Source organism: Methylomonas sp. Kb3, from assembly GCF_002834115.1.
In the GTDB taxonomy this organism is placed as follows: domain Bacteria; phylum Pseudomonadota; class Gammaproteobacteria; order Methylococcales; family Methylomonadaceae; genus Methylomonas; species Methylomonas defluvii.
Genome location: NZ_PIZT01000068.1, coordinates 143,306 through 166,571, shown reverse-complemented (window position 1 = coordinate 166,571; position 23,266 = coordinate 143,306). Strand labels below are relative to the sequence as shown.

At 52.6% G+C, this 23,266-nt stretch carries 9 protein-coding genes and 1 pseudogene; 3 read left to right on the top strand and 7 right to left on the bottom strand.

Going from position 1 to position 23,266, the window contains the following annotated elements; translation table 11 throughout:
• Window positions 1-39: 39 nt before the first annotated feature.
• The 5 genes from CWO84_RS19600 to CWO84_RS19580 are packed head-to-tail and all read right to left on the bottom strand — an operon-like array spanning window position 40 to window position 7,695.
• Window positions 40-2,037, bottom strand: coding sequence for a prepilin peptidase (locus CWO84_RS19600; RefSeq protein ID WP_101054701.1), 1,998 nt, complete (start codon window positions 2,035-2,037; stop codon window positions 40-42).
• Entirely contained in the window at window positions 2,030-4,174 is a 2,145-nt protein-coding gene (locus CWO84_RS19595; RefSeq protein WP_101054697.1) for a biotin/lipoyl-binding protein, read from the bottom strand. The genes CWO84_RS19600 and CWO84_RS19595 overlap by 8 nt, the downstream gene beginning before the upstream one ends.
• A gap of 21 nt (window positions 4,175-4,195) precedes the next feature.
• On the bottom strand, window positions 4,196-5,944 hold the full coding sequence (locus tag CWO84_RS19590) for an HlyD family efflux transporter periplasmic adaptor subunit (protein WP_101054695.1): 1,749 nt from the start codon (window positions 5,942-5,944) through the stop codon (window positions 4,196-4,198).
• Complete coding sequence (locus tag CWO84_RS19585) at window positions 5,941-6,822, bottom strand: HDOD domain-containing protein (RefSeq protein WP_033155721.1); 882 nt, start codon at window positions 6,820-6,822, stop codon at window positions 5,941-5,943. Before CWO84_RS19585 ends, CWO84_RS19590 begins: the two co-directional genes overlap by 4 nt.
• Before the next feature lie 6 nt (window positions 6,823-6,828).
• Window positions 6,829-7,695, bottom strand: coding sequence for an HDOD domain-containing protein (locus tag CWO84_RS19580; protein WP_051669714.1), 867 nt, complete (start codon window positions 7,693-7,695; stop codon window positions 6,829-6,831).
• 370 nt (window positions 7,696-8,065) lie between these two features.
• Here CWO84_RS19580 and CWO84_RS19575 point away from each other — a divergent pair, with 370 nt between their 5' ends.
• Together CWO84_RS19575 and CWO84_RS25255 are read left to right on the top strand one after the other, a co-directional pair.
• Window positions 8,066-18,037: a cadherin-like domain-containing protein gene (locus CWO84_RS19575; RefSeq protein ID WP_101054693.1), complete on the top strand. Its 9,972-nt coding sequence runs from the start codon at window positions 8,066-8,068 to the stop codon at window positions 18,035-18,037.
• Between the two features lie 61 nt (window positions 18,038-18,098).
• Window positions 18,099-19,583, top strand: a pseudogene (locus CWO84_RS25255) (sensor domain-containing diguanylate cyclase); the annotation flags it as partial.
• Between the two features lie 89 nt (window positions 19,584-19,672).
• Here CWO84_RS25255 and CWO84_RS25040 read toward each other — a convergent pair.
• Window positions 19,673-20,461 carry a HipA N-terminal domain-containing protein gene (locus CWO84_RS25040; protein WP_084153226.1) on the bottom strand — a complete coding sequence of 263 codons (789 nt, stop codon included), beginning with the start codon at window positions 20,459-20,461 and terminating at the stop codon, window positions 19,673-19,675.
• Window positions 20,458-20,697, bottom strand: a complete 240-nt coding sequence (locus tag CWO84_RS19560) for a helix-turn-helix transcriptional regulator (protein ID WP_033155724.1) — start codon at window positions 20,695-20,697, stop codon at window positions 20,458-20,460. Before CWO84_RS19560 ends, CWO84_RS25040 begins: the two co-directional genes overlap by 4 nt.
• Before the next feature lie 93 nt (window positions 20,698-20,790).
• Between CWO84_RS19560 and CWO84_RS19555 the strand changes: the two genes are divergently transcribed.
• Window positions 20,791-23,232: a DEAD/DEAH box helicase gene (locus CWO84_RS19555; protein WP_101054690.1), complete on the top strand. Its 2,442-nt coding sequence runs from the start codon at window positions 20,791-20,793 to the stop codon at window positions 23,230-23,232.
• Window positions 23,233-23,266 lie beyond the last annotated feature (34 nt).

Below are 23,266 nucleotides of genomic sequence, written 5' to 3'. Positions count from 1 at the left end.
CTGATTTTTAACAAAATAGTAAATTTAAGGCCACAGCGTTTATTCAAACTTGCCGGAAAACGCCAAAATACGCGACAAATGCTTATCCTGTTTGCTGAGTTGCCTTCTGACGTTGCGCTGTTGCCGCTCGTTATAAATTTGCGGCAGACGTAATATCAGGTTTCCCAAAAAACCCGGCAAAGCTTGCTGATCTTTAGCCAGGCCGGCCATAGTCTTGAGAATAGCAGACGAATAAAACTCCCGTAGCGCCGTATCCTCCAGCGACAGTATCGCTTCGCAGCTACCCGGATCGCCTTGCCGGGCAGAGCGCCCGTATAGTTGCCGGTCAATACGGCGGGATTCGTTGCAGTTCAAAGCAATCACGTGCAAACCGCCCAACTCCGCCACGCCCAATCCCAGGGCTATATCGGTGCCACGGCCGGCCATATTGGTCGCTACCGTAATAGCGTGCAACTGCCCGGCTTGCGCGATGATCTCAGCCTCGTGTTGATCTTGTTCCGCATTCAACACCCGGTGAACCAAACCCGCCGCTTCCAGCCAGACACTGACCTCCAACGATTCGGCTACCGAACCGGTGCCTACCAAAATTGGCCGGCCTTGCGCATGTATTTCCGCGACCCGTTGTAAAAATGCCCGTTGCTTGGCGGCTTGCGTGGCATAAACCCGCTCGCTGAGCAGTTTTCGTTTCGAAACTCTATGGGTAGGCACTTTTACACTATGCAAACCATAAACACGCTGCATTTCCGTCGCCACTTCCCGTACCGTGCCCGAAGTACCGGCCAGTTTGAGATAGCGGCTGAAAAAGCGCTGGTAACTGATCCGGGCCAGCGGCTCGCGTTGTTCGGAAATCAAGCAACCTTCCTTAGCTTCTATCATTTGTTGCAAGCCCTGCTCCCAAGACCGATCCTCCATCACCCGGCCGGTAAACTCGTCGATGATTTGCACCTTGTTATCTTTCAGGATGTATTGCTTGTTGCGCTTGAAGCAATACTCGGCGATTAGCGCCTGTTTGACCATGGCTTCCCGCCAGCGCTTGTTTTTCCAACTCGGTCCCAAGCCGATAATCATATCCGCAATGGTATTTTCGCCTTGCGGGGTCAGTTCCACGTCGCGAGTTTTGGGATCCATGACAAAGTCGTCGTTGATGAACAATGACGAGGCCAGATACAAGGCGTCACCGTAGGTTTCCGGAGACGCCTCGCTCGGCCGGGCCTGGGTGATGATCAGCGGCGTTTTGGCTTCGTCGATCAATACACTATCGGCTTCATCGATGATGGCAAAGCATAAGCCACGCATGATCAGAGGGTTGCTTTGCGGCTGTTTGATTTGCTGTTGAATCTGCTTGAATTGAAATTTTAACAAGCCCACATCCTCGCCCATCTCGATGCGGTCACGCAGATAATCAAAGGCAATTTGTTTATTCGTCGTATGGACGATGGGTTGTTGATACAGTTTTCGGCGCAGTTCAAGGTCCATACCGTCAACCACCGCGCCGGACTTCAAGCCCAGACGCAGATAAAGCGGTTTCAGTATCTCCGCATCGCGAGCCGCCAAGTAATCGTTGGCAGTAATCACATGCACCGGGATGCCTGCCAAGGCGGCGGTGCAGGCCGGTAAGGTCGCTGTCAGCGTTTTGCCTTCGCCGGTTTCCATTTCCGCCAGCATGCCGTTAATCATTAACCAGCCGCCAAACAATTGCACGTCAAAATGCCGTTTATGCAGCGTCCGACCGGCGGTTTCGCGAATCAGCGCGAAGGCTCTGATCATCAGCTCTTCGGTCAGACCATACCGATATAGATTTTCCCGCAGTTCCAGAATGGCAATGGTCAACTGTTGCTCGTTGTAGTGGCTTAACGGGGCGGCAACTTTTTCAACTCGACTGACGATATAAGCCTGGCTGAAACGCTGGCGGTTCAGGCGTTTGTGGAGTTTGTCGAAAAATGCCGCGGCGCCTTGCTCGAAATCGCTTAGTCGACTTTCCGGCATTTGCGGGTAGCTGCCAAAATGCACCCCTGGACGCAATACAAGCTCAGACATTGAACTGCCTCAAAAATACCTGGCGTACCCGGCGGTACAGCTGAGTCATAATCGATTCGCCGCCATGGTTGATCCGCACATAAGCGCGCATACCTATCGGCAGATTTTTCGGCGGCGAGAAGTCCAGATCGACCAAAAAGATTTTTTGCAGGGTTTGCATGTCTTGTTCGTTTTCCGTATTCACCCGGATCTTGCCGCCGCCGGTGGTCGCCAGGGCCGGGCTGGGCAGCGTATTGGTCGCTTCCGGCGCCAGGCGGATGATGTTGGCCGGGTATTCGCGATACGGGTCGCTAACCAGACGCACGCTGATTTCCGGACTGCCTTGCCTTAGCAAGCCAATATTGTCTTGTGTTACCACCATGCGGATGGTCGGTGGCTGTTCATCCAGAATGTAACCAATCAACTCACCCTGGCGCAAATAGCTACTAGTCAGATCGTCGGCATCGGGCAACAGGATATAACCGGATTTAGCAGCACTAATGATCATCGCGCTGGATTTATGATTCAAATGATCCAGTTCGGATTCCGCAACGCGCAGCGATTCTTTCAAAATTTCCGCCTTCACCAAATCGTTTTCTTTCTCCGCCCGATATTGGCTTTGCAACTCGGCCACTTTGGCGCGAGCGATCTTGGCTTTGGCTTCCAATGCGTCATCATGCATGGTCAGCAACACATCACCCTGATTCACAAACTGATTGGATTTCACCAGCAATTCGCCGATGAAACCCTCTTGCTCCACCTTGATCAACGCTTCATCGGGTAGCCACACCACGCCTTCAGCCAGCGTGTAATTGGGAATCGGCAAAGCACCAAAAACCAGAACAACCAACAAGGCTACGCCTGCCGTGGTCAACAGCGCCTTATCTCTTTTCCGACTCAGACTGGGGCTGGTAAACACAAAACGTATGGCTTTATACAGCGGAAACACGACCTGTAATGACACCATCAACAACGCAACGACGATACCCAGTGAGAAAAATTTTTCGGTCAGATAAATACAGACAAACCACAACATCATCAGGCGGTAAGTCAGCGATGCCAAACTATAAATGACAAACCAAGCCGTTTCGCCCGGCGCGGAGGCCGGCGACACCGCCTGTTTCAAGTCAAACAAATAGCGCTGGGCCAAATAAGCCCAGATTTGGCTTGAACGCTGATACAAATTCGGAATGCTCAAGGCATCGGCCAGAATGTAATAGCCGTCGTACTTCAATAACGGGTTGCCGTTAAAAAACAACGACGACACGCCGCCGGTCAGCAGGATGTCGAAACCCATATCCTGGACAAACCCGGTCTCGGTGCTCAAAAACAAGAATAGGCCAAGCGCGGCCAGAAATCCTTCCACCAAAATGCCCGCGGCGCTGATCAACATCCGGTCGTACTTGTTACGCAGATGGTTGGCGGCGGAGACATTGACGTAAGGCACCGGCATAAACAATAAAAAATTGACGCCCATTTCATGCACTTCGCCGCCTTTCAACTTCATAGCAAAGCCATGCCCCAATTCATGCAGGATTTTGATCAAGGGGTACAACAAGAACATGATCAAAAAATTGTAGGGAGCCAAAGCATTCAATTCGAAATGATGGCTGATTTCCTGCCAATTGGCCCCCGCTTGCAGCGAAGCAATTGCAATGACTAGCAGCCAGACCATCCCAAACTTGACGCTGAACAGCCCCGCCACTTTAGACACATGTTTGCCGAGAAACTCGTCCGGATCCCACAGCGGCAATTTCAGCGAGAGCGGATTCAACAATCGCTGATTGCTTTTCGCGCTGCTTAGCCGCGCCTGACGCTCGAACAATTCTTCGGTGTTGACCAAGGCTTCGGTTTGAATCAAATCGGCCTGATGTAATTGCCCCAGTAGTTGAATAAGGTCTTGTTGGCTGGGTGCATAGTCGCCCAGCTGCCGATTCAGGATGTCGGCAATCTCTTGTACGCTCAACTTGCCGTCCAATAGCCCGATGAACTGATAAGCCAGGCTGTTAAAGCGCTGATGGCGGGCGGTATTGGGGTCTTCCAGGATGTACCAGATCAGGCCGCGGTACTCGTGGCGATGAATCTCGATATGGCTATGCAACTTGGGTTTGAGCTTGGCGACCCGGTACCAGTGCGGACTGAACAGTTCGTTAGCCATGAGCAAACCTCAGCACCGGTGTCACCAGGACCAAATCCACAAACGCAGCCAAGCCAGCATGTCGTGGCTCCATATCCACAATAAACTGGCGCGTCCGGCCGCGATTTTGCCAACACCCTCCATGCCCGGCCGCAATAATTCAGGGGCTTTTTCCAGGCTGGCTTCCACCCGGAAGACATTCTTGCCGCTATCGGTTTTGGCCACTGCGGTGATCTTTTGCACCTGTAGCGGAAAGGTCCGGCTGGGCATACTGGCCAGCACCAAAGAACCTTTTTGACCTTCCTGAATATAGGAAATCAGGCTTTCATCCACTTTCAGGATGATGCGGTAACCCTCCAACGGGGCAATCTTGAACAGGATTTCACCGCGTTCGACCGGTGAACCGAGTTTCTGACTCAAATCGCCTTCAATCACCACCCCATCAAACGGCGCGGCCAGATTGATTTTCTGCAACTGCTGGCGGGTCAGCTCCATTTCCGCGTCGGCCTGGTCGATTTGCGCGCTAATGACCCTGACTTTCACCAGATCACCACCGGACAGGGCTTCGCGATATTCGCGACGGAATTTTTGCAGCTGCCCGTCCAGCTTGCTTAATTCCAGTTGTAATTCCGCATCGTCCAGGCTAGCCATCAATTCGCCTTGCCGCACCGTATCGCCGGCCCGTACCGCCGCCGATTGCAAAAATCCGGAAATGGGCGCAGCGACCACCCGCTGAATTTTACCTTCCAACACCGCGTCGGCGGTCACCCGAAAATCACCGCGCAACACAGAGCTGATCAACAAGAACAACACCAAACCCAGGACGGTCAACTTCACCTTGAAGTGTTTGACGCCCATCAGTTCGGCCAATCGCTGTTTAAGCTTGATGCCGATTTTTACCGACAACGCTTGTTCGTCGAGTTTTTTTAAAGCCAGATACGGCGAGATCAATGCCAGGGCTTGTTGGCAAAGTAGCACGGTTTCCTTAGCAAAGGACTGTTCTTCGCTGCGTAACAAGGTAACCGCGCCGATAAACTTACCGGCATGCAGCATAGGTACGGTCAGCAATGAACCATAACCATACTTGCGGACGATTTCCTGATGGGCGCGCTGGATGCTGACCGATTTGACATCCGGAACCACCACCACACTATCCTGCTCGATGGCTTCGTCCATCGCATCGGCGATTTTTTGCAACAGATTGGCTTGCTGGTCGAATTGCGCGTTGTTGGAAATCGCCACTACCGTGCTGTAGTTGTCTTTGAATTCGCCGATGGCAACCCGATCGCAACTCAGCATGCGCGTCAATTCCGTACCCAGGCTAATCAAAACCTCGCGGTAACTATTTTGCTCGAAACAAGCCGCCAGCAAACCGACTACGGAGCTGTAAAAATCGTCGTTCTGCTGCAAACGGTCTTGCGCCAAACGCCACCACTCCACGCTCTGCTCCAGCGTGGCAAAAACAGCCGCGCGCCGATCAGCAACAGCATGCTCCAGTTTGAGCGCAATCACACCTAATAGTACCGAACCGTCAAATACCGGCAGACCGAAGAAGTCATATTGCCGTTGATCCAGCTTTGCCACATTAGGCATGTAACTGGGTTGATTTTTATCCAGTGCAAGTTTGCAAATAGCCGATAACTCGGCAGCATCGGCGAGGTTCTCCGGCCATTTCGCCAACAGCCGCAGCGTTTTGCCATCCGCATCGCTCACCATCAATGCCGCAGCCTCAGTTTGCGGCACAATGCGGCAGACTATCTCCAGCCATTGTTGGGCAAATCTAACGCTCATAGCGGAAAACCTCCCGGACAGGCATTACTCTGAACCACACTCTGCGGGCACAACATCAGAAATATGTCATCGAGATGGTTGGCTATTTCCTGACTGACCAGGTCTTTCAAATTACTGGGGATGGCGGCAAATTGTTGCTGGCTATCCTTTAAGCCACTGAGCGCCTGGTTAAATTGTTCCGGCTCCGCAAACACTTGCTGCGCCAGATAAACCAGATAGGTTTCGTTGCGATAATGCGGATCGGTAAGTTCAGGATGCAGTTGGTGACCAATGATGTGCGAATATACCTCGGGTAAATGCCATAAACGCATCAGTTCAGAGCCCAACTGACAATAATCAAAGCCAAACAACAGCCGTTCCTGCTCGTCAATCGGCAAGCCCTGCTCCCGGCTTGCCAGCAATGCGTCCAGCGCCTGTTCCGGGGCTTTGACAAACATCGCCGCGTGGCCGATTTCCAATAACAACCCCAGTGCAAAAAAACGATGTCCAGCGGGTAGTCCGGCCATTTTAGCCAGCGTGCGGCAGGCGATGCCGCATTCGATGCCATGCAACCAGAACTCTTTCAAGTCCATCACCGCGTCGGGAATATTGCAAAACGTCCGCATGCACAAACTGCTCAACAGCAAATCATGCAACTGAATGGTACCAATCAAGCTGATTGCATCGTAAAGGTCATACGCTTTGCGGTTAAAACCAAAGAAGCGGCTGTTGGCCATGCGGATTATGCGGACGGTCAACATAGAATCGGTTTGCAGCACCGCGACATAGTCGCGGATTCTGGCATCCGGCTTTTCTAATAACAGCCTGATTTTCAGATACACCTCAGGCATCGAAATTTTTTCGGCCAAATCGCAAAGGAATTGTTGTTCAGCTCTCATAGCGGCTTAATTGAACATGAGCTTTTCCATCTCAGTCGCGGCTTTTAAAGCTTGTTCGACAGCCTCTGCCAACTGTTCGGCATTGAGTTGCAAAATATCCCAAATGTCCGCGGATACGCTCTCCTCGATTGCGCGCATATGCCCGGATATGTATTTTTCGGCACAGGCCCGCACCAGATGCAGTAGTGCGGTTTCCCTGCGCTGATCCGGGGCAAGGTCAGGGGTGGGCTGATAATGCACAATGTCTTGAAAATGCGCCGGCAAACACCATTGCGCCATCAGTTTGGCACCGATCTCGCCATAATGCATACCCAACAGTTTTTGTTCAGCGATGTGCAGTAATTCCTGGTTATTCCGGGACAGTTCCATCGCGCGTTTCGCCAACTCAGGGTGCTTTGCGTAAAGCACCAGATGCCCTATTTCATACAACAAACCAATCACAAACAGGCGTTCGCTCTTGGGGAATTTTAGCTGGCTTGCCAACAACCGGGTCAACACCGCCGAGAACAAGCTGAACCGCCAAAAGGTTTTCAGCGGCATGATGTCATTGGGCAATTTTAACGAGGCAATCGCCGAGGTAGCCAGCACCAAGTCATGTAACTGCCCGATGCCCAGCATATTGACGGCGCGACTCAAGCTGTCGATCTTTCCCGGAAAACCAAAGAAAGCGCTGTTGGCAACTCTTAACACGGCGACGCTTAAGTTGGGATCGCTGGCCACAACTTCGACAAAGTGCTCGATATCCGAACGGGGATCGTCGATCAAATTTCTAACTTTCTGATATACCTCGGGCAAGGAAACCAAACCTTTGATTTCTTGCAAGGTATGTTCGATCAAATCAGCTTGCGAATTGATCTCGACAGGATCAAGCAAGGGCGTCCCTCCAAATTAGACAGTGTTTAAATCAAGCGGAAGTATAGAACGGAAACCGGAGCTGTAGTAGGGAAACTACCGGTATTCCGTTCGGGCTGAGGTCGTCGAAACTCAAGCTGGTTTGCTCTTTGAGGGGTGATCGGTATTTAAGAGTGGGGTTAATAAAAGCCACAAGCGCTCCATTTTTTCCATATACCCTCCGACACTTAACCACTGCACATTTTGAGCAGGCTTATCTGTGTTCTATTACGGATTATTTGCTGCAATCACAGAATAATTAAAACGAAGTCGCTAAACTCTAGCAGCATCTCTGGCATCCGATGCCAACGGCGTTCCATGCTCATCGGTCAAACTGCAACTTTCAACGCCCATGAATTCAAAGTCACATCTCAAGCACTACCACTCAAAACCGATTCTGGAAGAGTTGGAATCTCGACAGCTGTTCTCCGGCGGCATCGAGGGGCTTTTGACCGAACAGCTCATGGATCCCAACGCAACCTACACCAATGCCACGCCGCCCGCCGACACCCAACAGCCCCCCGCGCAAACCAGCACCAGCGAGACCAGCCGCAATGAAATCGTGTTTGTCGATACCCGCGTCCAGGGCTACGAATCGCTAATAAACGATATCAAAAGCAGCGACGTTTCCAACCGTAATCTGGAAATCATTACGCTGGACAGCAGCACCGACGGCATTCAACAAATCACGCAGATTCTGGCCGAGCGCGACAATCTGGACGCGGTGCATATCATCTCGCACGGCAGCGACGGCAGCCTGGATTTAGGCAACAGTCAACTCAATTTCGATACCTTGATTCAAAACCAGACCGACATCAGCGCCTGGGGAGATGCCTTCAATGCCAACGGCGATATTCTGATTTACGGCTGCAATGTCGCGGAAACGCAATTTGGGCAGAGTTTTGTCGAGTATCTGTCCGGGATCACCAATATCGACGTCGCGGCGTCGGAAGATACCACCGGCAGTGCGGATTTGGGAGGGGACTGGCTACTTGAATACCAAACCGGCGACGTCGAAACCGAAGTTGTAGTCAACGCGGCGGGTCAAAGCGAATGGACTGGCTTGATGGCGGTGACTGCCAATGGCACAGTGACATCCACCAGCAGCACCAGCACCAACCAACTGACGTGGTCGCATACGGTCAGTGCCGGCTTCGACCGGGTACTATTTGTCGAGATTGCCATTGATGACGGCAGCGCTGGGGTCAACAGCGTTAAATACGGTACCGCCGATCTCACCCGCGTAGGGCGCACAGCAGCCAATCACGCCGTCGAAATTTGGGCGTTGGTCAACCCCACAGCGGGAACCGATAACGTCGTTATATCATTTACCGGAAATACAGAAGCTGCTGCGGGTGCATCGACCTTTAACGGTGTTAACCAATCGATGCCCTACGGTACTTATGCTGGCAACACCGGCACCACCGGTTTGTTGGGGGGATCAGGCACGGTGAATGTCGCCAGTGCGACTGGCGATTTAGTTATCGACGTGCAGTATTGGAAAGCTATTTCAGCTGATACTTCGGGTACCGGGCAAACTTCGCAATGGAGCAGTTCTCCCCTATTGTCTACGGCAAAGGCAGGCTCTTCCGTGGCGGAAGGCGCGAGCTCAGTAACGATGAGCGGTTCAGCGTTACTTGCTGCCGATTGGTCGATAGGTGCGGTATCTATCAAAGCAAGTATAAACACCGCGCCTGTGAATACAGTACCCGCAGCACAAACAACGAATGAGGACACGGCCAAAGTGTTCTCATCGGCCAATGGCAATGCGATTACGATAACCGACGCTGATGCCGGCGGCGCAAACAACGAAATCACTCTGACGGTCACCAACGGCACGCTGACCTTGGGCGGCACCACCGGCTTGACCTTTGTAGCCGGCGACGGCACCGCCGACAACACGATGAGGTTTCGTGGCACGGCCAGCGCCATCAACACGGCGCTGAATGGCTTGAGTTTCATGCCCACTGCCGAATACAGCGGCAGCGCGACGCTGACGTTAGCCACCAAAGACTCGGTACTCCTGAGTTTGGATATCGATACCGGCCTCTTGGGCCGTTACGCTTTCGATAACACTAGCGCACTGGAGACCGATAGCAGTCCGGCGGCCGGTTCCACGGCCTCGGTCGTCAACGGCACGTCCGTCAATGACACTACCCGCGGCAATGTGCTGAGCTTGGCTGGCGACGGTTATGTGCAAACTACTGGGGTTTATGGCCAGCCATCCAGTGTCACCCTGGCGGCCTGGGTAAACTTGGCGTCCGCCGACACGGGGGGTGCAGAAGTCATTTCGCTGGGCGACAACGTGATATTACGCCTGGATGCCGGCGGCAAAATCAAAGGTAGTTATGTCGATAGCGGCACGTTCAGATTTACCGAAACGGCTACGACATTGGCCGGTACCGGCTGGCACCACGTTGCATACACCATCGACAGCGTAGCCCATACCCAAGCGGTTTATATAGACGGCGTTGCCGTGGTCTCTACCGCTTACACCACATCCATCGCTTACAGTCAGGGAACCAATAGTTTTATCGGCAAGCACGGAAACGGTGGTACTACCTACGATTTCAATGGCAAGATCGACGAAGCACGGATTTATAACCGCGCTTTAACTGGGGCGGAAATTGCCGCACTCGCCGGAGACCTGACCTTAACAGACACCGATACGGTGGCTATCACAGTAACGGCAATCAACGATGCGCCGCTCATTTCCGCCATCGAAGCCACGACCCTGGCTTACACCGAGAACGGCGCTGCGACAGCGATTACCTCAGGCCTGGTACTTACTGACGTCGATAACGCTAATCTGAGCAGCGCCACGGTGCAGATCACCGGCAACTACGCCAGCGGGCAGGACGTACTGGCGTTTACCGATCAAAACGGCATCACCGGCAGTTGGAATGCGAGCACCGGCACACTGACCTTAACCGGCACGGCCAGCGTCGCCCAGTATCAAACTGCGCTGCGTTCTGTTACCTATCAAAACACCAGCGATGCGCCGTCCACCGCCAGCCGCACCGTGAGTTTCAGCGTGACCGACGGCACGACGGCAAGTAACATTGGAACGCGCAGCATCTCGGTCGCGGCGGTCAATGACGCGCCGGTCAACAGTCTACCCGCCAACAGTTACACCGCCGTCAATACCAGCAAAACCTTCTCCAGCGCGAATGGCAATGCCCTACAAATTGCCGACGCCGATGCAGCCTCCAGCAGTGTGCAAGTGACGCTAAGCATCAGCCACGGTAGCTTGACGCTGGCCAATACTGCGGGTCTGAACTTGGTCAGCGGCAGCAACGGCAGCAGTAGCATGACTTATTCCGGCACAGTGTCGGCAATCAACACCGCACTGAATAATGGCCTGACCTTTACGCCCGATAGCAATTACCGTGGCTTGGCGCAACTGACCATTACCACCAGCGATCAAGGCAATACCGGTTCCGGTGGCACTTTAACCGATACCGACATTCTGGATGTGCACGTCGGCGCCATCGTTGTCACCAACACCTCGGATACCATCAGCGCTTCGGCTGATACCAGTTCGATCAGCGCATTGATCGCCAGCGATGGCGGCGATGGCATCTCGCTGCGGGAGGCGATTGCCGCCGCCAACAATACCGCCGGCACGGATTACATTTACTTCGGCATCAGCGGTTCGTCGGTGCATACTATCAATCTGACGGCACCCTTGACGATTACGAGTCAAGTCGTGCTGGATGCGACCAGCGACGACAGCTTCAGCGCCAACAAACCCGCAATTGTTTTGAACGGCGCCGGTAGTATTCAAGATGGCATACAGCTCCACGGCGGCAGCGATGGCAGTATCATCCGCGGCCTGGTGATTCAAAACTTTACCGGCAGCGGTATCAATATCGCCGGCAGTAACGGCAACACCATTGCCGGTAACTGGATAGGCCTTAACGCTACAGGCACCGGCGCTGCCGGCAACGCAGTGGGTATCAGCATCTGGAATTCCGCCAATAACATCATCGGCGGCAGCTCGGCAGCGGATCGCAACGTAATCTCCGGCAATACCAGTCTTGGTATCGGCTTGAATACCGACAACGGCTCGACCACAGGCAACGTAATCAAGGGTAACTACATCGGCACCGATGCCTCCGGTGCGAATGCAGTCGGCAATGCCAATCAGGGTGTTTGGGTTAGTGCCGCCGGTAACAGCATCGGCGGAACGGTCGCCGGCGAAGGCAACGTCATCAGTGGCACCACGGCCTGGGTGGGCATTCAGTTGGAAGCACCTGCCAGCAACACCCTTGTCGCTGGCAACCTGATCGGTCTCAACGCCACCGGCAACGCCGCGCTGGCCAATGCCGGCGGCGGTATTTATGTGCAGTCGGCTAACAACACCATCGGCGGCACAACAGTCGCAGCACGTAACGTCATTTCCGGTAATAGCAGTTCGGGTATTACCTTGACCGGCGGCTCGGCAACCGGCAACGTCATTTCCGGTAACTATATTGGTACCGATATTTCCGGCATGATCGACTTGGGCAATGCCAATTCCGGTATTACTATCGAATCGTCCGGAAACACCATTGGCGGCACGGCAACCGGCGCCGGCAACCTGATCTCGGGCAACAATTACTCCGGCGTTTTTATCAATGGCGAAAGCGCCGACAACAATATTGTCCAAGGCAACACCATCGGTACCGACGTATCCGGCAATGCCAGTTTGGCAAACAGCTGGGACGGTGTTTCAGTAATCGACGGTGCAGACAATACCCTAATCGGCGGTACCACGGCAGCGACCCGCAACATCATCGCCGGAAATACCGAGGCGGGCGTCTATATCAGCGATAGCGGCACCACCGGCACTGTCGTCCAAGGCAACTACATTGGGGTTGGCACGGATGGCGTCACGGCGTTGGGCAACGGTATGCAAGGGGTTGCTATTGAAAATTCCGCCACCAGCAGTTTGATCGGCAGCACAACGGCCGGCGCCGGCAATATCATCGCCAACAACGACGTGGGCATAACGGCTGTGGGCACTGGCTCCAGCAACGTGTTTTTAGAGAACAGCATTTACGGCAACACCCGCCTAGGAATTGATTTGGGCGACAACGGCGCGACCGCCAACGACGCCGGCGATGTCGATAGCGGTCCCAATAGTCTGTTAAACACGATGGTGTTGACCCGGGCGGTCGTGAATGGTACGAATCTGACGTTTAGCGGCACCTACAACGGCGCGACTAACAGTTATTACCGCATCGAAGTTTTTTCGGATGCCACGGCCAGCGGCGAGGGACGAACCTTTCTGAATGCGTTGAACATGGCGGTCGGCAGTTCAGGCAGCGTCAACATGTCATTTAATTTTTCCGACGTCCGCTTGGCAACTGGTCAGTACATCACCGTCACTGCGACCCGCACCGATTCCAGTTACTCGACCTTTTACGAAACCTCGGAATTTTCCAATACTATTGTCACGGCAACGCCGGATAGCGCGCCGGTGGGCCAAGACCACACCATCATGGTTACCGAGGATACGGCTTACACCTTTAGCACCGCCGATTTTCCGTTCACCGACGCCGATGGCAACAATCTCAGCCAAGTCTGGATCGAATCGCTGCCCGGCGCTGGCACCCTGTATTTAAACGGTGTTGCCGCGCAGGAGTTGGACGCCATCAGCGCCGCGGACATTCAATCCGGAAAATTGACCTACACACCGGCCGCCAATGGCACGGACGCAACCAGCTTTTTATTCAGTATCGTCGATAGCGGCAGTAACTATGGCGGCGGCCAAACCCTGGATAGTACGGCCAATACACTGACCATCAATATCAGCGCCGTTAATGATGCGCCGGTCCTGTCGGCCACTGAAGGCACGACGCTGGCTTACACCGAAAATGGCAGCGCCACGGCGATAACCGCGACGCTGGCATTGAGTGATGCCGACAACACCAACCTAAGCGGGGCAACAGTACAAATCACCGGCAACTACGCCAGCGGGCAGGACGTATTGGCGTTCACCAACCAAAACGGTATCACCGGCAGTTGGAATAGTAGCACCGGCACACTGACCTTAACCGGCACAGCCACCGTTTCTCAATACCAAACCGCGCTGCGTTCCGTTACCTATCAAAACACCAGCGATGCACCGTCCACCGCCAGCCGCGCTGTGAGTTTTAGTGTTACCGACGGCACGACGGCAAGTAACATTGGAACGCGCAGCATCTCGGTCGCGGCGGTCAATGATGCGCCGGTGTTGAGTTTTGCCACCGGCAGCGTCAGTTATCCGGAAAATGCCGGCGCCGTGATATTGGCACCCACTGCGACCGTGACCGATGCTGACTCGACAGATTTTAACGGCGGCCAGTTGGTAGTTTCGTTTAGCGCCAACGGCCAAGCAGAAGATCGTCTGGCGATCCGTAATCAAGGCACGGCCAGTGGACAAATCGGCGTGTCGGGTAGCAATGTCAGCTACGGTGGGGTCGTAATGGGTACTTTCACCGGCGGTACCAACGGCACGACACCTTTGGTCATCAGTTTTAACAGCAACGCCAGCGTGGCCGCTGCGCAGGCCTTGGGGCGTAACATTACTTATCAGAATGTCTCGGACGCCCCGTCAAATTTGGTGCGTACCTTACAAGGGTATCTGACTGATGGCGATGGCGGCACCAGCAATGTGGTGTCCGGCACACTCAGTATTATTGCCAGCAACGACGCGCCGGTTGTGACCAGTGCCAGTCTGACCTTGACCGAGGGCCAAACCGTCACCCTTTCGGCGGCGAACTTCGGCGTAACCGATCCGGATAACAACAGTTTCACCTACACGGTCAGCAATGTGTCCGGCGGTATTTTCCAGCTTACGACCAACCCCGGCTTCAACATCAACAGTTTTACCAGCACGCAACTGTCTAACAATCAAGTGCAATTTGTTGACGATGGCAATGAAGTCGCGCCTAGCTTTAGCGTTACCGTAAGTGATGGCTCGGCGAATTCGAATACTCTGGCAGCAACAATCAACTATACCGCCGCCAACGAAGCGCCAACGGACATTGCCGCGACCCGCTATCTGTCTGAGCAGAGCTATTTGACAAAATCGATGTATGACTTAACCCTCGATACCGGACATAGTGGCTACGGCATTGTCCTGGACGGGGTCAGCTACACCCGTGGCTTGGGAACTCATCCCGCCGCTAGCGGCAATGGCTACGGTTATGTCGACTATGCGGTCAATGGCGCCACATCGTTCAAGGCCACAATCGGCATCAACGATTACCAAACCGGCTCGTATGGCAAGGTGCAGTTTTATGTATATGTCGATGGTGTACAGACTTATAGCAGCCCTATTTTAAACTCCACCAGCACACCTATCGACCTGAACATCGACGTGACCGGAGCCAGTACGTTAAGGCTTGCTATCGACAACGCCAATAACGGCAACGCTTTTGATCATGGTGTTTGGGCCAATGCGCGCCTGGAAGGCGGCACTGTTGCCTTGGCAAGTATCGCCGAGAATACCGCCATTGGCACGGTCGTAGGCTCGGTTGTGGGGGTTGATAACGATCTGCGGGAAAATTGGAGTTATGCGCTGATCAATGATGCAGACGGACGTTTTGCGATAAACGCCAACACCGGCCAAATCACGGTCGCTAACGACAGTCTACTTAATTATGAAGCCGCGACCAGCCAAGACATCATCATTCGTGCGACCGACACTGGCGGGCTCAGCGTCGATAAAACATTTACCATCTCGCTGGCTGATGTTAACGAGGCGCCGGTCATCAGCAGTGCGTCGCTGACCTTGAATGAAGGTGATACCGTTACTTTGTCATCGGCCAACTTCGGCGTCAGCGATCCCGACAATACCAGCTTCACCTACACGGTCAGCAGCGTCAGCGGCGGTTACTTCCAATTGAGCAGCGCGGCGGGTAACTCGATCACGCAATTCACCAGTGCCGATTTGAGTGGCGGTCTGGTGCAGTTCGTCGATGACGGCAACGAAGTGGCGCCGAGTTTCAGTATGACTGTTAATGACGGTGCGTTGAATTCCAACACGTTGGCCGCGACGATCCATTATACGGCCGTCAACGACAACACCCCGGTGATCAGCTCCGGTAGCAGCGCCAGCGTCAATGAGAACAGTCCGATTAACACCGTGGTCTACACCGCCACCGGCAGCGATGCCGACGGCAACCCGCTGACCTGGAGTCTGAGCGGCGCCGATGCCGCCTTATTGAACATCGACGCCAACAGCGGTGCCGTCACCCTCAACGCCTTCGCCGATTACGAAAGCAAAGCCAGCTACAGTTTCAATGTCGTCGCCAGCGACGGCACGCTTAGCAGCAGCCAAGCCGTGACCTTGGCGGTCGTCAATCTCAACGACAATCCGGTCTCGGCGGTCAGTGACAACAATGCCACCGCCAACAGTGTCGCTGAGAATGCCGCCAACGGCAGCGTGGTGGGCATCACGGCGCTGGCGACCGACGCGGACACCGGCGCGACGATCAGCTACAGCCTGACGGACAACGCCAACGGCCGCTTCGCTATCGACAGCAGCACCGGTGTGGTCACCGTCGCCGACGGCAGCCTGCTCGATTACGAGGCCGCCACCAGCCACAGCATCACCGTGTTGGCGACCAGTTCGGACGGCTCGACTAACAGCCAAAGCTTTACAATCAATATAACCAACCTCAACGACAATGCCCCTGTGCTCAGTGCAACCAATTTGACCCAGAGCGAAGGCCAGACGGTGACTCTGAGCGCCACAGATTTTGTCGTCAGCGATGCGGACAGTAGTGATTTCACTTTTACCATCAGCGCGCTGACCGGGGGTTACTTTCAACTAACAACGACCCCCGGCATTGCTATTACCAGCTTCACCGGCGCACAACTCGTCGCCAATCAAGTGCAATTTGTCGACGACGCCAACGAGGCTCCGCCAAACTTCAACGCTACAGCCAGCGATGGCACACTTAATTCCAATACGCTGGCCGCGACCATCAACTACAGCTCGCTCAACGATGTGCCAGTCCTGACCAGTGCCAGCCTAACGTTGAATGAAGGCGAGACCGTCACCCTTTCGGCCGCCAACTTCGGCGTCACGGACCCCGACAACGCCAGCGTCACCTATGCGCTCAGCAGCGTGAGTGGCGGGTATTTCCAACTCACCACCAATCCCGGTGTCAGCGTCACCAGTTTCAACAGCACCCAGCTGGCCGCCGGCCAGGTGCAGTTTGTCGATGACAGCAATGAAGTGGCGCCGCGTTTTGATGTCACGGTCAGCGACGGTAGCCTCAGTTCCAATACCTTATCCGCGACGATCTACTACACCGGTATCAATGATGCACCGATCATCAATAATCTGGGCTTGACGGTAAGCGAGGGGGAAACGGTCACGCTTAGCGCGGCCCATTTTGGGATAACCGATCCGGATAGTGACAGTTTTACTTACACGGTCGGCGATGTAACGGGGGGGTATTTCCAATTGGCATCCCGTGCAGGATTACCGATCACCGGCTTTACCAGCGCCCAGCTGACCGCCAACCAAGTGCAATTCATCGACGACGGCAACAATGAATCGGCGCCGAGTTTTAGCCTCTCCGTCAACGACGGATTAGCGGGCTCCACCGCAATGGCCGCCAAGATTAACTATATTGCATCTAACGATACGACGAATACTTTGCACGACATCATTAGGTATAATCCAAAAAATGGTTTGAATGATAAAAATCAGGGAGACGACGCTCAAACACATATTTCAGCAAGTCAGCACGTATCCACCGATCAATTTGCGGTCATTGTTGATTTAACCCCCCATGCCGATCAATTAACGCATGAATCACCACCAGATAAGCAGGCAACTGACAATCGATTTATCTTAGAATCCAACGCATGGATTGATAATGGAAATAGCCCACGCTTATCCGGACTGATGGACACTAATAAGAACGAAGAACCACGCAGGAACGAAACTAGCCGAAAATACCACTTTGAATCCAGAATTCCATCTGTCGATGAATACAGAATTGATAGCCAGACGACTTTAAGCGAGCAAGAAGAAGTGGAGTTTTGGAACAGATTGGAAAACATTCACAAGCAAATGAGCGACCCTACGGTCGTAGAGGACGCCAATCCGGTAAACATTAAAATCATTCTGGGGACCAGCACCGGTCTGACGGCCGGATTTGTCAGCTGGATCTTGCGGGCTGGGTCGTTAATGGCCAGCTTTATGTCCACGGTACCCTTACTGAAACGCTTTGATCCATTGCCTATAATGCGATCAGTCAAAAAATCAAGGCTGGCAAAAGACCATGAAGCCAAAGAGCTTGACTCAGTATCCTCCTGCTCTGAAGACACCCCGTGATGATCAGAAACTGTTTGCTTGAGTTTCGGTTTAATATTCCGGCATCGCATCATTTAAGATCATGGACGCCCTAAAAAAAGCGGTTGGAGTTTTATTGCCGGCAATGCGCATCAGCCTGGCTTTAGTAATGCTGAGTATCTGCTTACTGTTTGCAGCGGAAATGTTGGGTTTCATGCCGGATAAATCCAGTTTTATGCTGGAGTCGCGCAAACAAATCAGCGAAGCGCTAGCCATTCAATTTTCCACCATCGCCTCCGATCAAGACCCACACCGCATTGAGCGAATGCTCAATGCCTTAATCAAGAGAAACCCGGACATTCTCTCCGCCGGCATCCGCTTGCAAAACAATCAATTAATTTTTCAAGTCAACGATCACGTTAAAGAATGGGCCGATTACGATAGCCAAAAATCCACGTCCACGCATTTGGTGGTGCCTATTTTTCGCGACTCGGAAAAATGGGGGGATATTGAATTTAAATTCGCGCCGATAGCCGGAGAATCGGCCTCAGATTTTCTTGAACACCCCAGTTTTAAAATGGCGATATTCTTTTTGGTTGTCGGCTTTTTTATTTACTTGGCGTTCATGCTCAGAACCTTGAAAGTACTCGACCCCAGCGCCGTGATTCCCGAACGGGTCAACGCGGCTTTCGATACGCTGGCCGAGGGTGTCATCATCATTGATGAGTACGAGCAAATTGTCTTGGCCAATAATGCCTTTCTGAAAAAGATCACCAGCCCTATGGCCGCTTTACTAGGGAAAAAGGCCTCGCAACTAAAATGGAAAAGCGCGGACGATTCAACCACCGACGTCTACCTGCCCTGGCAAACTGTTTTAAAAACCGGCAAAAGTTCGATTGGCGCGCATCTTAAACTGACTAGTCCTGACAATGACACATTTAAATTTGTGATCAACGCATCGCCCATTCTTGCTGGCAACGACGCCCCTCAAGGAGTGTTGATCACGCTGGATGACATCACCGAAATAGAAGAACGCAATACCAAGTTGCAAACCATGGTCAGCATGTTGGAGGAAAGTCAGGCGCAAGTTAAAGAACAAAACAAGGAATTGCACTTTCTGGCCACCAGGGACTCTCTGACCGGCTGTTTGAATCGGCGAGCATTTAACGAACTGTTTGAAAAGGCGTTTGCCGATGCCCTGCAAAACAATTTGGAGCTGTGCTGCATTATGGTCGACATCGACCATTTCAAACGGGTTAACGATAATTACGGTCATGCCACCGGTGACGTCATCATCAAATTGCTCGCCGAAATCTTAACCACCAACACTCGTAAAATTGATTTGGTTGGCCGCTACGGCGGCGAAGAATTTTGCCTCGTGCTACCGGGTTTAAGCGTAGACGAAGCCATTACAGTGGCGGAGCGTATTCGGTTACGCATCAAATCCGAATCAGTCGCCCGTTACGAAACCGGACCCTGGGTGACCGCGAGTTTGGGTGTCGCCAGCATCCTAGACAAACCGGAAGACCCGAGCGAATTGAACAAATTTGCCGATGAAGCGTTATATGTTGCCAAGGAATCGGGCCGAAACCGCGTCGTGCGCTGGCAACTGCAAAACGAATTTGCGGAAAAAGTTAAAACCGCTCCGGAGCCCGCCGAAAAAAATCTACCTGCACCTCAACCAGAGGCGGCTAAGGAAGACAGTAAAGTCTCAAAATTGCAGATGAGAGTTGATGAACTTGAACAAATAGCCTCGCAAATCTCTACAGAGCTGGAATCGCCGATGGTTCGATCATAACGGGCAATCATCGCCGCTTCTAATTCTGGTGCGTAGCGAACCTTGGCGACCTGCATGCCAATACGTTCGGCCAAGGTCATCACCAAGGCTTCGTTGATCGCGGTATGAGGAATATCCTGCCGATGTTGGATGGATGGCTTGATGATGTGGCTGGACGGCGCGGCACCCAGTGGAATCGACAGATTGCCTTGATCATCGATAAACACCGTCATTTTGTCCTGAGCGCCGGACAGCGACATGCGCGCCTGTTCGCCGGAAATATCCAGTGGAATACCTCTGGAACGCTCGAACCAAGCTTTGATGGCTTCCGGCGTAACGGGCAAATAATGTGGCTCACCCGTGGGCGCCATGCCTTCCGGCAAAATCGAAAAAGCGCCTGCCGTATCGCCACCAAATCGTTCCAGTAAGCCAAAGATATTACCCTGAGAAATCTGCGCAGCTCGGCTGATGAAATTCAGCACATCGCCTTCCGGTAACAGGTTTTCGAAAAAAGCGGTTACAGCATCGTCACTGAACGTTTGTTCGGTGAGTTGTAGACTGGGAGAAAGAGCGAAAGCATCGGATTTAGCTATCCAATCAGGTGTGTAGCTGAATTCCAATTCGTACTGTTTGCATTCCTGTAAAGAACCAACTAATTGGTCGCCTGCGAATACGGCCAAGCGTTTCATGATTGCCGATCCATGATCACAACATCCAAGCCCAGCAAATTCAGAATATGCATGACTTTATCGAACTGCAACGTGCCTTTGCCGTTTTCCAGATCACTAATGAAGCGTGTGCCGGTCTGAGCTAATCCGGCTAAATCCGATTGCCTTAATCCTTGAGCTTTACGTTGGCTGGCAACGATTTTCCCTAATTCCATGGCATTCTGAATATTACCGAGCGGTGGTTTTGGGTTTGTCATGGCATCGTGTTGTCGTTATATTACCGATCAGGAATTTTAGATTATGTGCCATCTCTTTGCCAAGCAAACGTTACCGAACGGTATTTTTCACGCATGAATAGCCTCGAACAAGAGATATCAGAGTTAGAGCAAAAGCTCCATGCCTTGGATGCCGAGCGCGTGACGGTAGCTCAAACTTTGGCAACACTTAGGCAACGGCGGCAGGAACAAATTGAAAGCTTTTCGCAACGTGTCGCCAATGCAACGGTTACACATCAGTCCTCTCGCCAAGACAAGATCAAACTGTTTCGCGACTTGTTCAAAGGTCGCGAGGATGTTTATCCCAAACGTTTCGAAAGCAGTAAAACCGGAAAAACGGGTTATTCGCCGGTATGTTTGAATGAATGGCATCCGACTCTCTGTCATAAACCGCGCATCAAATGCGGCGACTGCCAGTATCGCGCGTATCAGTCCTTAACCGATGCTGTGATTACCAATCATTTGATGGGTGCAGGCAATCCAGCTAAACCCCATGAAGATTATGTGATTGGCGTTTATCCCTTGTTGCAAGATGAACGCTGTTGGTTTTTGGCAGTGGATTTCGATAAAGCATCCTGGCAGCAGGATGTTTCGGCATTCAGCGCGGTTTGTAAGGTGGAAAAAGTTCACTTCAGTATCGAGCGTTCGCGCTCCGGCAAAGGTGCGCATGTTTGGGTATTTTTCAGCACGCCGGTTCCGGCCATCGAAGCCAGAAAATTAGGCTCCTATTTGTTAACACTAGCCATGGATCAATATCCTGAGTTGGGATTCGAGTCCTACGATCGGTTATTCCCCAACCAAGATACGATGCCCAAAGGCGGTCTTGGCAATCTAATTGCCTTACCGTTGCAGAAAAAGGCGCGTGAGCGTGGCAATAGCGAATTTATCGATGAACACTTTGTGACTTATCCCGATCAGTGGGCATATCTCTCCACTATCAAGCGCATTTCACTCTTCGAATTACGCTTCTGGCTCGACAAAGCCGAGCAGCAGAACAAAATTCTTGGCGTGAAACTACCGATGGAAGAGGACGATAGTCAACCCTGGAATTTGACTCCTTCGCGAAAATTAAAAGAGGTCGCTATCGATGCCAGTTTGCTCCCCAAACAACTGGAAATCGTATTGGGCAATCAGTTGTTCATCGATAAGCTAACGCTGCCTGCCGCCTTGCAAACGCGGCTACTACGATTGGCTGCGTTCCAGAATCCTGAGTTTTACAAAGCGCAGGCCATGCGTTTATCGACCCATGATAAGCCAAGAATCATTTCCTGCGCCGAACTGTTTTCCCAGCATATTGCCTTGCCGCGCGGCTGTCTGGAAGATTTGTTATCGCTGATGAAAGAACTGAATATCCAAGCGGTTCTGCGGGATGATCGTTATTCAGGGGAGCTATTACCGGATGTTCAATTCCAAGGCGCATTGACCGAAGAACAGATTCCTGCCACCATTCAGTTGCTCCAATACGATATCGGCACCTTGTCGGCGACGACGGCCTTTGGCAAAACCGTGGTGGCTTTGTACGTTTTGGCGCAACGCCAAGTTAATACGCTGATTATCGTCCACCGTCGGCAATTGCTGGACCAGTGGCTGGAGCGCATTGCGATATTTCTGAATGTGCCGAAAAAACAGGTTGGCAAAATCGGCGGCGGTCGAAACAAACCCACCGGCGTGATTGATGTTGCCATCATGCAAAGCTTAACCAAAAATCATGAAGTCGATGATTTGGTGGCCAACTATGGACTGGTGATTTTTGACGAATGTCACCACTTATCCGCCAAAAGTTTTGAAAAGGTAGCGAATGCCTGCAAAGCCAAATGTGTGCTGGGTTTGTCGGCGACATTGACCCGAAAAGACGGTCACCATCCGATTGTGTTTATGCAATGCGGACCGATTCGCTACCAAGTCAGCGCCAAGCAACAAGCTTTGGCAAGACCGTTTGATCATGTCGTAATCCAGCGCTTTACGGAATTTACAGTGTCTAAAATACCAGAAAGCCAAGGTCAAATCGCCATCCACGCGATCTATCAGGCGCTGATGGAAGACGAGGCGCGCAATCAGTTAATTCTTGCCGATATTCAACAGGCGCTGTCCGGTGGCCGTTCGCCGATCGTATTAACCGAACGGAAAGAGCATGTGTCGTTATTGGTTGAGCGTATCAGAGCTTTTACACCCAACGTGTTTGAAATGCAGGGTGGCATGGGCGCCAAACTGCGGAAACAACTGTTGTCCGAAATAGATGCTGTACCCGATAACCAACCGCGTGTCATTGTGGCAACCGGTCGTTATCTCGGTGAAGGTTTCGATGATGCTCGACTGGACACCTTGTTTTTAGCGATACCGATTTCTTGGAAAGGCACATTAGCCCAATACGTTGGCAGGCTCCACCGGCTACATCACGCCAAAACGGAAGTCAGAATTTACAATTATGTCGATGCCCAAGTGCCGATGTTAAGCAAAATGAGTGAGCGACGAAAAGTGGGTTACCGCAGTTTGGGTTATAAAATGATCGATAGTTGATTGAAAAATCATCAACGGTGCGTGAGCTCAAGCT

Coding starts and splice junctions, on each gene's coding strand:
- CWO84_RS19585 (WP_033155721.1), bottom strand. CDS start 6,822: ATGAGAGCTGAACAACAATTCCTTTGCGATTTGGCCGAAAAAATTTCG.
- CWO84_RS19555 (WP_101054690.1), top strand. CDS start 20,791: ATGAATAGCCTCGAACAAGAGATATCAGAGTTAGAGCAAAAGCTCCAT.
- CWO84_RS19575 (WP_101054693.1), top strand. CDS start 8,066: ATGAATTCAAAGTCACATCTCAAGCACTACCACTCAAAACCGATTCTG.
- CWO84_RS19600 (WP_101054701.1), bottom strand. CDS start 2,037: ATGTCTGAGCTTGTATTGCGTCCAGGGGTGCATTTTGGCAGCTACCCG.
- CWO84_RS19595 (WP_101054697.1), bottom strand. CDS start 4,174: ATGGCTAACGAACTGTTCAGTCCGCACTGGTACCGGGTCGCCAAGCTC.
- CWO84_RS25040 (WP_084153226.1), bottom strand. CDS start 20,461: ATGAAACGCTTGGCCGTATTCGCAGGCGACCAATTAGTTGGTTCTTTA.
- CWO84_RS19560 (WP_033155724.1), bottom strand. CDS start 20,697: ATGACAAACCCAAAACCACCGCTCGGTAATATTCAGAATGCCATGGAA.
- CWO84_RS19590 (WP_101054695.1), bottom strand. CDS start 5,944: ATGAGCGTTAGATTTGCCCAACAATGGCTGGAGATAGTCTGCCGCATT.